The 12,433-nt window shown below is 48.9% G+C and carries 9 protein-coding genes; 1 reads left to right on the top strand and 8 read right to left on the bottom strand.

The genetic code is table 11. The features are described from left to right. Positions 1-15 precede the first annotated feature (15 nt). The 5 genes from JOE45_RS09250 to citZ all read right to left on the bottom strand — a co-directional run bounded on the left by JOE45_RS09250 (position 16) and on the right by citZ (position 7,601). Positions 16-3,147, bottom strand: coding sequence for an efflux RND transporter permease subunit (locus tag JOE45_RS09250; RefSeq protein WP_210020473.1), 3,132 nt, complete (start codon positions 3,145-3,147; stop codon positions 16-18). Next, the gene (locus tag JOE45_RS09255; RefSeq protein ID WP_210020472.1) at positions 3,144-3,743 is read right to left on the bottom strand and encodes a TetR/AcrR family transcriptional regulator; all 600 of its coding nucleotides are present in this window, start codon (positions 3,741-3,743) and stop codon (positions 3,144-3,146) included. The genes JOE45_RS09250 and JOE45_RS09255 overlap by 4 nt, the downstream gene beginning before the upstream one ends. A gap of 217 nt (positions 3,744-3,960) precedes the next feature. Next, positions 3,961-4,902 carry a malate dehydrogenase gene (gene mdh / locus JOE45_RS09260; protein ID WP_210020471.1) on the bottom strand — a complete coding sequence of 314 codons (942 nt, stop codon included), beginning with the start codon at positions 4,900-4,902 and terminating at the stop codon, positions 3,961-3,963. Positions 4,903-5,027: 125 nt separating this feature from the next. Then, a complete protein-coding gene (gene icd / locus JOE45_RS09265) occupies positions 5,028-6,323 on the bottom strand; it encodes an NADP-dependent isocitrate dehydrogenase (RefSeq protein WP_210020470.1) in 1,296 nt (431 codons plus the stop codon). A gap of 165 nt (positions 6,324-6,488) precedes the next feature. Beyond that, positions 6,489-7,601, bottom strand: a complete 1,113-nt coding sequence (gene citZ / locus JOE45_RS09270; protein ID WP_210020469.1) for a citrate synthase — start codon at positions 7,599-7,601, stop codon at positions 6,489-6,491. Positions 7,602-7,928: 327 nt separating this feature from the next. Between citZ and JOE45_RS09275 the strand changes: the two genes are divergently transcribed. Then, entirely contained in the window at positions 7,929-9,470 is a 1,542-nt protein-coding gene (locus JOE45_RS09275; protein WP_210020468.1) for a Ppx/GppA phosphatase family protein, read from the top strand. Here JOE45_RS09275 and ppk1 read toward each other — a convergent pair. From ppk1 to JOE45_RS09290, 3 genes are all read right to left on the bottom strand, one after another. Continuing rightward, on the bottom strand, positions 9,436-11,526 hold the full coding sequence (ppk1, locus tag JOE45_RS09280; RefSeq protein WP_210020467.1) for a polyphosphate kinase 1: 2,091 nt from the start codon (positions 11,524-11,526) through the stop codon (positions 9,436-9,438). The genes JOE45_RS09275 and ppk1 overlap by 35 nt on opposite strands. Positions 11,527-11,603: 77 nt before the next feature. After that, on the bottom strand, positions 11,604-11,999 hold the full coding sequence (locus JOE45_RS09285; RefSeq protein WP_210020466.1) for an FxsA family protein: 396 nt from the start codon (positions 11,997-11,999) through the stop codon (positions 11,604-11,606). 7 nt (positions 12,000-12,006) lie between these two features. Then, positions 12,007-12,414: an acyl-CoA thioesterase gene (locus JOE45_RS09290; protein WP_210020465.1), complete on the bottom strand. Its 408-nt coding sequence runs from the start codon at positions 12,412-12,414 to the stop codon at positions 12,007-12,009. Between the last annotated feature and the right edge of the window lie 19 nt (positions 12,415-12,433).

A 12,433-nucleotide genomic window follows, 5' to 3' on the forward strand; every position in this document is an offset into this window, starting at 1 on the left:
ACTGCATCCACGGAACTACAAATGCTCGCTTTTTCCCGCTTTGGCAGCCCTTTGATCCCGCCATTTAGCCAGTGTCACAAACAAAGAAGGAACCACGATCAACGTCAGTAGGGTGGAGTAGATCAAGCCAGAGATAATGGTGATGCCCATTGGCCGCCAAAGGTTCCCGCCCATGATAGTCATCGGAAGCAGTCCGCCGATAGCCGTTGCCGTCGTCAGCAATATGGGCCTCAGTCGGGCCTTCCCCGCCTCCGCCACCGCATCATACAGCGGAAGTCCACGCTCCCTAGCCTGCTCGATGAATTCAATCAGAATAATCCCGTTCCGCACTACAATCCCCGCCAAGCTGACAAGTCCCATCAATGCCATGAAGCCTATAGGCGACCCTGTCAGGAACAACCCAATAACTGCTCCTCCGGCAGCCAAGTAAACGGTCGATAGAATCAACAACGGAATGGAAAGAGAATAAAATTGCATCACCATAATCATGTAAATCAAAAGAAGAACAATGATCGACAGCTTTCCAATCGAAGCAAACGCATCATTACGTTCCTCGTTCTCTCCGCCGAATTCAACGGAGTAGCCAGCAGGAAGAGGGTACTGTTGAAGCTTGACCTGAAGCTCCTTGACAATCTCCTCCGAGAGCCGATCCTGCGTATAGCTTCGAACCGTCATCGTTCGGGTCAAGTTCCGGTGGTGTATGGATTGAATCATTCGGCTTTCCTTGATCTCTCCCAGCTCTCGTATGGCGGCGGTTCCGCCCTGCAGCGCAGGCACGTACATGTCCTTGATTGTCCCTACAGGATCATGTGATTTCTTATCCGCATACAGCGTCACATCGATGATATTCTTTCCCTTCTGCATCTCCGCAATTTCCAGTCCTTCAGTAGCGATACGGAGAGTCATGGAGAGATCCTTCTCGTTCACCCCGTACAGACTCAGCTTCGCCGGATCCGGTTCCACCTCGAATGTGTTCATATCGGAGCCAACGTCATCCGATACGCTCACCGTACCAGGGATTTCCTTGAGCAGTTCCTGTATATCCGTGGAGATTTGCCGAAGTTGCGGCAGCTCGGTCCCGCTGATACGCAAAGCGATCGGGGCTCCAACAGGCGGGCCTTGCTCCAGCTCTCGCGGTGTAATTTCCACGTCTGGCGGGAACAACGCCTTGAGCTCTTCCCTCCACTTGGATACGACTTCTTTCGTTTGGATGACCTTCGGATCAATCTTTACGAACAATTGACCCACATGTGTCCCCGACAAATCAGCTTCGGAATAATAGAACTTTGGAGTGGAGCGCCCAGCATAAGAAGACACGAAACGCACGCCTGGCTGCTGCTCCACCCAAGCCGCCGCTTTAAACACTGTATATTCCGTTTCCGAAAACAATCTGCCCTTCGGCAGCTTAAAATCGATTAGCATTTCCTCCTTCTCTGCCGGAGGGAAATACTGTACGCCAAGCAGCGGCAGCAAACCGAAGGCGCTTGTTCCCACAAGAAGCGCAGCCATTCCTGTCAGCAGCGGTCTCCTCAAAAATCGGTGAATCTGTTTACCGTACATCTCGCTCAACTGCTGGATTGGCTTACCTAGGAGACCGGGGGCTGGCTGCTCCTTCATCTCAGAATGTGCCCTCTGGGAAGTGTGCACTGCAAGCGTCCCCGGCGAGCTTCGACGCTTAAGCTTACGCTCCGCCACCCATGTACGGAATATCGGGATGATCGTTAAAGACATGGCCATCGACGCGGCCAGCGTAAACGTGATCACAACCGGCAGCGGACGAATGAAACTGCCGATGTTGCCCTGAAGAAAGAACAGCGGCAGAAAAGCCGCGGCGGTAGCAACCGTCGCTGTCAAGATGGAGATGGCGACATCACGGCTTCCTTCAAGCGATGCAGTCCGCGGGTCGTCTCCCAGCTGAAGCCGACGCTGAATGTTATCGTTGACAACGATGGCGTCATCTACCAAAATCCCCAGAACGATGACAATCGCCACAATGGTGATCTGATTTAAGTCGATCCCCATGAATTCGACGGGGATAAAGCCCACCGTAATGGAAATTGGAATGGCAAGCGCAACGATCAGTGATGTCCCGAACGTAAGACCAAGCGAACAAACTACGATGACCGCCAAGATCCCAAACATGAGTTCTTTCGAAAGCTCTTTAAACAAGTGATCAAGGCTTTCCTTTTGTGTAAATAGTGACTGAAGTTCGACATTCTCCGGAAGCTTCGGCTTTAGCTCCGCCACCTTGTGATCGATCCGCTCTTGCAAATCGGGTATATCCGCACCCTTCTCCGCATTAATAACCAAATCCAGCGTCGGTTTTCCGTTATGTAAGATGCTGACTTCCCTTTTCTTCGGCTGAAGCTTAACATCAGCGACATCCCCGATTCTAAGCGTTCTTCCTCCGGGCAATCCGAAAATTTCCGTATTTGCGATATCTTCTGCCGATGTCCATTCCCCGCTCATGTTTACAAAATATTGCTTTGTGCCTTTATCGACCATCCCAAGGGGCACACGATTCTGTTTATTCTGGAGCGCCTGCGCGACGATTCCCCATGGCAAACGGAAGGTATCCAGCTTATCCGTATCCAGCGTAACGGCCACTTCCTGCTCCTGTAAGCCGACGATCTCTACATTGCTGACGCCTTGGATCGTACCGAGCTGTTCTTTCCACGTTTCCATGGTCAGTCTGAGCGGCTCCAGCTCCTCCGGTGTCTCAACTACAAAATGCAGTATTTGCTCCGCAATCTTACCCAAATCGTCATTCACTTCCGGCTGATGCGCGTCCTGTGGCAGCTCGCTGACCGCAGATTGCACCTTCTGGCGCAGCGTGTCCCATGCCCTCTGGATATCGGTATCCGCTTTGACCTCCACCTGAATAACGGATACATTCGCCGATGAAGTGGAGCTGATGACGGAGATATCGCTCATCTCTTTAATTTTATCCTCTAACGGCCGTGTAACGAACTGCTCTACTTTTTCCGGGGAGGCTCCAGGATATATCGTTTTGATGACGGCCACCGTCAGATCAATCTCCGGATTTTCCCTTTGTTTCATCGTAACTATATTAAATATACCAAGCAGCACAGCCATGACAAAGAAAAGCAGCGTCACTTTACGATACTTCAGTATTTTATCGATCATACGGCGTTCACATCCGTTCGCGGCTTGCAATTGATGTTTACGCCGACTAATACCTCTGTGAGCAAGTCGATATGCTCCGATCCGCATTTCTTTTCAATAAACCACTGATAGGCCGCCATCTCCACCATGCCGATTTTGGCATATGCAGTCATCTCTAATTGTTCATCAGTGTATCCTGGATAGGCCTGATACTGTGCTAGAATCCCTTTGATGACGGTTGCCATTTTACCGTAAAAATGTTTAGAGATATCGCCGATTTCTGGTGATGCCGATCCATGCTGATTGATAATGTTCAAAATCGTCCGGTTGTCATAGTAAATAATAAGCGTTTGTCGGATAATCCGATACAGCATCCGATCCTCAAAGGATCCGTCTGTCTCTGATGACCCTTCTGCCAATGCACCTACAATCTCATCTAAGCATGCTTCGGCCACATGGCGAAACATATCCTCTTTACTCTTGAAATAAAGATAAAATGTTCCCTTCGCCATCCCTGCATCCTGCACGATATCCGATATTTTCGTACTGTGATACCCTTTTTCTTCAAAAAGCTTAAGCGCCGATTCGATGATTTTGTCACGCTTGTCTGCCCCCACAAAGCTCCCCCCTATAATGAACTGAACTTATTTAATCATTCTGTTAACCACATGCTATTATCATTATGACTGACTGGTCAGTCATAATGATAATAGCATGATTTACCAGCCATTTCAATAATGGTTTTTAGCAGGAAATTCTTCTGGATACAAATCAGCACAAACAAAAAACCAGCCTCGGCAGGTGCCGAATGGCTGGTCTTAGTTATTAGCAAAATTAGCCGGTTACGACTTTAATGACATTGCGTACGGAATCAGCGGATTTGTCCAACGCCGCTTTCTCTTCCGGAAGCAGTTCCAGTTCAAATACTTTCTCGATGCCGTTGCCGCCAAGAAGCGTCGGAACGCCCATGAACAGGTTGTCATATCCGTACTCGCCTTGAAGCAGAGCAATAGAAGGAATAATACGTTTCTTGTCTTTAAGAATCGCTTCTGTCATTTGCACGAGCGATGCCGCCGGTGCATAGTAAGCAGAACCGTTGCCAAGCAGATTGACGATTTCGCCACCGCCGGTACGTGTACGCTTCACGATAGCTTCGATGCGATCAGCAGGGATCAGCTTCTCAATAGGAATACCGCCTACGTTAGAGTAACGAACGAGAGGTACCATATCGTCACCGTGACCGCCAAGCACGAAGCCGCGAACGTCTTCAACCGACACGCTCAGTTCTTGTGCGATGAATGTGCAATAACGTGCTGTATCCAGAACACCGGATTGACCAATAACGCGGTTTTTCGGGAAACCAAGTGTCTCGAATGCAACATAAGTCATTGCATCTACCGGGTTGCTGAGAATAATAACGATCGATTCCGGGCTAGTTCTTTTGACGTTCTCACAAACCGACTTCACAATGCCGGCATTCGTATTGACGAGGTCGTCACGGCTCATGCCCGGCTTACGAGCAATCCCTGCCGTAATGATCACAACATCCGAATTACTCGAATCATCATAGTTGGAAGTACCGATGATATTAGAGTCAAATCCTTGTACAGGAGAAGCCTCCATCATATCCAGTGCTTTTCCTTTTGTCGGGTTCTCAAGCTGAGGGATGTCCAGCAGCACCACGTCGCCAAGTTCTTTTTGAGCCAGCATAAGCGCCGTAGTCGCACCTGTGAAGCCTGCGCCTACAACAGTAATCTTTTTGCGTTGAATCGCCATGATATATTGCCTCCCAAAATTTTAGGTATTGGTTAGTAATTTCATTCCATAGCTGTGATATCGCATTCCAAGGGATAACCCCCCGAGATCCCCCTTAAGAAGGGGGATATAGAGGCTTGACCGCTCTAGAAATTTTTGATAATCTCATCCGCAAACGCCGAGCATTTCACTTCGGTTGCGCCTTCCATCAAACGTGCAAAATCGTAAGTAACCGTTTTGTTGTTAATTGCAGTTTCCATGCCTTTGTAAATCAGTTCAGCCGCTTCAAGCCAGCCCAAGTGCTCAAGCATCATGACGCCGGACAGAATAACAGAGCCTGGATTTACTACGTCGAGACCTGCATATTTCGGAGCTGTACCATGCGTTGCTTCGAAGATCGCATGACCTGTAACATAGTTAATGTTTGCGCCTGGAGCGATACCGATTCCGCCTACTTGGGCAGCCAGTGCATCGGACAGGTAGTCACCGTTCAGGTTCAGCGTAGCGATGACGTCAAAATCGGTCGGACGGGTCAATACTTGTTGCAATGCGATATCCGCAATCGCGTCTTTTACGATGATTTTGCCAGCAGCTTCAGCGTCTTTTTGTGCTTTGTTTGCTGCATCTGTGCCTTGCTCTTCTTTAATTTTATCGTACTGCGCCCATGTGAAGGTTTTGTCACCAAACTCCTGTTCTGCAAGCTCGTAGCCCCAGTTTTTGAACGCACCCTCAGTGAACTTCATGATATTTCCTTTATGAACCAAAGTCACGGTCTTGCGGTTATGCTCAATAGCATATTCGATCGCCGCACGAACCAGACGCTTGGAGCCCTCGGAGGAAACCGGCTTGATACCGATACCGGACGTTTCCGGGAAACGGATCTTGTTTACACCCATTTCGTTCTTCAGGAACGCGAGTACTTTTTTCACTTCGTCAGAGCCTGCAGCCCACTCGATACCTGCATAGATGTCCTCTGTGTTCTCGCGGAAAATGACCATATCCACAAGCTCAGGACGTTTCACTGGGGAAGGAACGCCATTGAAATAGCGGACCGGACGGGAGCAAACGTACAGATCCAGCTCTTGACGAAGAGCTACGTTCAGGGAACGGATACCTCCGCCGATCGGCGTAGTCAAAGGTCCTTTAATCGCAACAATGTATTCGCGAATAGCTGTAAGCGTATCGGCTGGCAGCCAGTTGTTAAATTTATTGAAGGCTTTCTCTCCGGCAAATACTTCGTACCATGCGATTTTCTTCTCGCCTTTGTATGCTTTCTCAACCGCAGAGTCCAGCACTCGCTTAGATGCTGTCCAAATGTCCGGACCAATACCGTCGCCTTCGATGAAAGGAATAATCGGGTTGTTTGGAACGTTTAATTTACCATTCGTGATCGTGATGCGCTCGCCCTCTGTCGGCTGTGTATATTGTTCGAATTGTGCCATGGATATGTAAACCTCCTCGTAAAATTGGAGTCAGTTTGCACTGACCCTAGGAATTAGGGATACCCTCAAAAATATACGGGAGCCGCGGCACTTGCCCCGAGCCTTGATTAAGGTCGAGATGGAAGAGCCGCAGCAGCCCGACTAGGTAACTAAAATCTGCACTAATTAACGCTGCTCGATCGGAACGAACGCTTGATGCGAAGGACCCGTGTATTCAGCACGCGGACGGATTAGACGGTTGTTGTCATACTGCTCGAGAATATGAGCTGTCCAACCGGACGTACGGCTGATCGCAAAAATTGGAGTAAACAGGTCACGCGGAATTTCCAGTGACGTGTATACCGATGCGGAGTAGAAATCTACGTTTGGTTTCAGACCTTTTTGACCTGTAACCATTTCTTCGATTTGAATGGACATGTCGTACCAGTTCATATTGTTTGTAATTTTACCCAATTCCTGAGACATCTTCTGAAGATGCTTCGCACGCGGATCGCCATTTTTGTAAACGCGATGACCAAAGCCCATAACCTTTTCTTTGTTATTCAGCTTCTCTGTGATATAGGCTGTAACGTTATCAGCTGTACCGATTTCCTCCAGCATCGCCATAACTGCCTCATTTGCTCCGCCGTGCAGAGGTCCTTTGAGCGCACCGATCGCTGAAGTAACACCAGAATAAATATCGGAGAGAGTAGCAACTGTAACGCGAGCCGCAAAAGTGGAAGCGTTCAGCTCATGGTCAGCGTGGAGCACAAGAGCTTTGTCCAACGCTTCAACAGCAATTTTTTCCGGATTTTTGCCAGTCAGCATGTATAGGAAGTTCTCGGCAATAGAAACGCCAGCCTTCGGAGCGATTGGCTCCTTTCCTTCACGAATACGTGCAAATGCGGCAATGATCGTTGGGAGTTGAGCCTGCAGCTTGATCGCCTTATGCAGGTTGGACTCCTTGCTCATATCATTTGCTTCTGCATCGTACAGAGCCAAGCTGGACACGGCGCTGCGCAGAGCAGCCATAGAATTAACGTCTTCCGGATACAGCTTGATTTGGCTAATGATTTCGGCCGGAACCGAAGCGTTATCGCTCAAATCTTTTAGCAAACCGTCCAGTTCGGAGCGATTAGGAAGCTTGCCATACCATAACAAATATACGACCTCTTCGAATGTTGCATTCTCCGCTAGGTCGTCAATATTGAAACCGCGATAGGTAAGTACACCGTCAATAATGGAGCTAACGGAAGAGGTTGTGGCTACAATTCCTTCCAATCCTTTGGTAGCAGTCAAGATAATCTCTCCTTTTGCGTTCAATTTCACATAAGTCTAATATAAAGGATTTACCTAGCGATGTGAACAAATTTAGACATAAAAGTTCATTATCAGTACAATAAGAAAAACTTCTTTCGATGAAAGATCGAGATGAATACCCGTGTTTAACGGAAATATTATCGTTTTCAAAGCTGGAGAAAACGGTCCCTGTAAAAGCATTTCTTAACCATTGTAAATTTATTCTTCAAAGTTTTGCAGGCGGAGCAAACGATGATAAAATAGATGTAATCTTTTGCTTACCAAATCAAGTCTTGCTCCGGCAAAACTCTTTAGGAGGAGAAAGCCATGAACAACAGCCGAAGAATCGGCATCATCGACATCGGTTCCAACTCCATCCGCTTAGCCATCTATGAGCTACATGACTCCGGGGCCTACCAGGTCATCGGCGAATTCAAAGAATCCGCCCGGTTAAGTCAGCGGATCGGACCTGACGGGGCGCTGCCTCCCGCGGAAATCCAAAACATCGTGCGTATGCTGACGCACTTTAAACGCATCTGTCACGCTCATGGGGTAACCCATTATCGCGCGGCCGCCACAGCTGCCATACGCAACGCTTCGAACGCTCAGCAAATTGCAGAGGCTTTGTCCAAGCATAGCGGCTTTCACGTTGAAATTTTGTCCGGGAAGGATGAAGCCCGACTCGGTTTTCTTGGCATGATGCAAACCATGGACATAACCGATGGCTTTCTAGTCGATATCGGAGGCGGCAGCACGGAAATCAGCCTGTTTCGCGACCGAAAATTGCTTCAGAGCGTCTCATTCCCATTCGGCGCGGTAAATACGACCCGCAGGTTCGCTCCGGGCGGCGAGTTTCAGTCAGACCAGCTTAACGCTATCCGGCAAATGGTACTACAGGCACTCTCCGAGCAGCCATGGATCAGCAAGTCCCCCGGACTTCCGCTCGTTGGTCTTGGGGGAGGCGTCCGAACGCTTAGTAAAATCGACCAACGCAAGCGTAAATATTCACTGCCCATCACCCATAATTACGTCCTCTCCTCTGCCGATATGGACGAACTGGCCATATGGTTACCAAGCTTACCGGCGGAGAGGCGTAAGAAAGTTGACGGTCTCTCCAAAGACCGTTACGATATCATCGTTCCCGGTCTGATCATCCTGCAAACGATTTTTCAGACAACAGGCGCAATGCATTACGTCGTGAGCGGGGCCGGCCTACGGGACGGACTCTTTTTCGAAAGCTTTTGCCCCCCCGATTCAGGGCATGTACATATCGCAGAACGCAGTGCCGACCATTTCCTAAGCTTGCATTCGACGGCTCCTGCAGCCCATATCGCTCGTGTAAAAGAAACCGCTTTGAAGCTTTTTGACGTCTTGGCTCAAGCTCAGGCTCATCATTACGATTCAAGGCAGAGGCTTTGCCTAAGTATTGCCGCTAGGCTGTATCGGATCGGCGCTTCCTTACAATATTACCAATTTCCCAAGCATACGTTCCATATGATTGCGCACACACGAATCGATGGGCTGTCCCATCGCGAACTGCTTTCCTGCGCTCTTATCGCAACATACAAAGCAAAGAACAGAACCCAGCACGCTGTGCTGCAGTATAAAGATATTATTTCAGATTCTGACGTTGAGCAAATCTGGAAACTGGGAACCTTAGTGCGACTGGCCATCGCGCTCGATGCCAGTGAAACGAATGCCCTTGAGCTTGAATCCGCAACCGTCGAAGGCTCTTCGATGAACCTGCACCTGAAAAGAAAACACGACCCCTCTGCCGAATACAGGGAGGTCGAGGGACTGCAAAAGGAATTCAAAAAAATATGGGGTCTTCAGCTTACGTTTCAAGAAAAGTCGTTTTCCACGACCTGACACGCATCGCTTCGAACTGACTTCGCCGGGGCGGCTCATCTTTTAAGCGGACAGGCTCATACATGCCGTTCGACTGAAGCTGTCTCGCTTTGACATTATCTTGCAAGCTTAATTGCAAAATGTTAATCAGGGACTGAACGTTCTGCTTGTCGAATACGGGACACATCAGTTCCACTCGGCGAGTTAAGTTCCGGGTCATCCAGTCGGCGCTGGCAATATAAACCTCAGGGTCGCCCCCGTTCTCGAAGTAAAAAATACGCGAGTGTTCAAGAAAACGGTCAACGATGCTGCGGACTCTAATATGCTCGCTTAAGCCAGGGACCCCGGGTCTTAAGCAGCATACTCCCCGTACGATCAAATCGATGCTTACTCCAGCCTGAGATGCCGCATACAGCTCATCAATCATCTGCTGGTTGGAAATCGAGTTCATCTTCGCGATAATATGAGCCGGCTTGCCTTCGGAGGCGTTCTTCGCCTCCCTGCGTATTTTCTCGAAAAACTTCTCCATCATGTCGGTAGGCGCTACTCCGAAGGCTTTCCAGTTATGTGGAGCAGAATAGCCGGTCACCTCGTTAAACAGTGCCGATGCATCCTCCCCAACAATTCTATGAGAGGTAAATAGTCCTACGTCCGTATAGAGCTTTGCCGTGTTATCATTGTAATTGCCCGTTCCTACGTGTACGTACCTCCGAAGCCCGTCCGCTTCTTGACGTACGACCAGCGTGATCTTACAGTGCGTCTTAAGCCCCACCAAACCGTACACCACATGACATCCGGACTGTTCTAGCTTTCTCGCCCACGCAATATTTCGCTCTTCGTCGAAACGCGCCTTCAGCTCCACTACGACCGTCACCTGCTTGCCTGATTCCGCCGCGCGAGCAAGCGCCTGAATCAGCGGAGAATTACCGCTGACCCGGTACAGCGTCATCTTTATCGCGAGTACCTGCGGATCGTAGGCCGCCTCACATATAAAATCAGTCATCGCATCGAATGACTCGTAAGGGTGATAGACGAGCACATCCTGCCCACGCAATTTAGCGAACAGATCCTCGACATCCTCCAACTCAATAGGATAGATAGGCTTAATCGGAGGATAGCGCAGATGTTCAAATCCCTGCAGTGATCCTACAAATCTCATGAAATAAGTCAAGTCGAGCGGTCCGTCGATTTCGAATATATGATCCGCAATCTCAAACTCATCTATTAACTGTTTCAGAGCATAAGGGTGTATCCCTTTTTGTACCTCCAGGCGAACCGGGTCACCCCAACGCCGTTTCCGCAACTGATTCTCGATTTCCTCAAGCAGGTCCTCCGCTCCTTCTTCATTGAGCGTAAGATCTGCATTTCTCGTTACCCGGAAACCATGTACCGACACCGGACTGTAACCGCTGAATAGCGTATGAATGTGCTTCTCGATCAAAACCTCCATCTGAATGAATTCATGCTTCTTGCTGTTGGTTCGTCCCGGAACGGCAATATAACGACTTAAATTCGAAGGCACCTGGAGAATGGCAAAATAAGGCTCATCCTCCTCATTATCTCCTTCCTTTTTTAAGACGACCGCCAAATAAAGCGCCTGTGTATGCACTAGAGGAAATGGACGCGCCTGGTCCACCGCCATAGGAGTCAGGACAGGGAACACGATATCGTGATAATATTCGTCCATCGCATTACGCTGTGTGGCGTTTAAATCATCATACTGCGTAAAGATAATTCCTTCTTTGCCCAATTGCCGCATGAGATCCCGATATGTCTTGTACTTTTCCGCCACCATCCTGTCCGACCGCTTCATAATCCGCTTGAACAATCCGGCCGGAGTATAGCCTGTAAAGTCTTTTTTGGTATAACCTGCTTTCATCTGATCAATGATGCCGGCTACCCGCACACTCATAAACTCATCCAAATTGGAGGACACGATCGAAAGAAATTTCACGCGCTCCAGTAGCGGCGTCCCCGCGTCCTGTGCCTCTTGCAGCACACGCCAGTTGAATTCTATCCAGCTCAAATCGCGGTTCAAATATTTGTTCGACGTTTCACGGACCGTTGTACCCTTCATAATGGCAATAAGACCTCCATGAAAATCCACTATTTCTTTTGTTAATTTTATGTAAACGTCTAGAGAAATAATCAAACCTATCTCCGCCAAATAAAAGGACGATTTCCCCGTTCTGCCACTTTGCGTAATAGCGAGTAAATCCAACCTTTAAACAACGGACGAGTAACTGGAAGCACGAACAGCAACCCGAATACATCGGTCAAAAGGCCCGGAGTCAGCAACAGCATCCCTCCGGTGAAAATGCAAATGCCGTCCAAGATCGAATCTCCGGGAGGCTGACCTAAAGAAAGCTGATTCTGCGCCTGCTTCCACACCTTCAGACCTTCCCTTCGCGCAAGCCAAGCGCCCACAAAACCGGTCATGATAATCAATCCGAACGTTGACCAGCCACCAATAAGCTTGCCCATTTGAAACAAAACAATGATCTCCAAAGCCGGGATCACAATCAATGCGATAATGATGTAACGAAACATGGACGGATCAGCTCCATTCCTTGATCAGCGCGTACAAATCAGGCGCTTCTTTATCGATTCGGACCGGTTTCCATTCGCGGTTCAGCCACACATGCCGGGTTCCTCCGCTAACTAATAGATCGCTATCCCTGTGGATCTCGCTGGCAAACCGAATCCGCAGATTACTGAACTCGGTGATTCGGGTAAGGATAGTAATCGAATCATCATAACGGGCAGGTTGATGAAATTTCAGCTCTGCTTCGAGGACAGGCAGCAGCAGTCCTTTGGCCTCCAGTGTTCGATAGGACATCCCCATCTCACGGATCATTTCCGTTCGACCGATTTCAAACCAATTTAAATAATTCGCGTGATACACGACACCCATTTGGTCTGTTTCCTGATAACGCACGCGTATTTCGTGACGAAAAGTTCTCATGTTACGTTTCACCTCTCAT

This window comes from Paenibacillus sp. PvR098 (assembly GCF_017833255.1).
Lineage (GTDB): Bacteria > Bacillota > Bacilli > Paenibacillales > NBRC-103111 > Paenibacillus_G.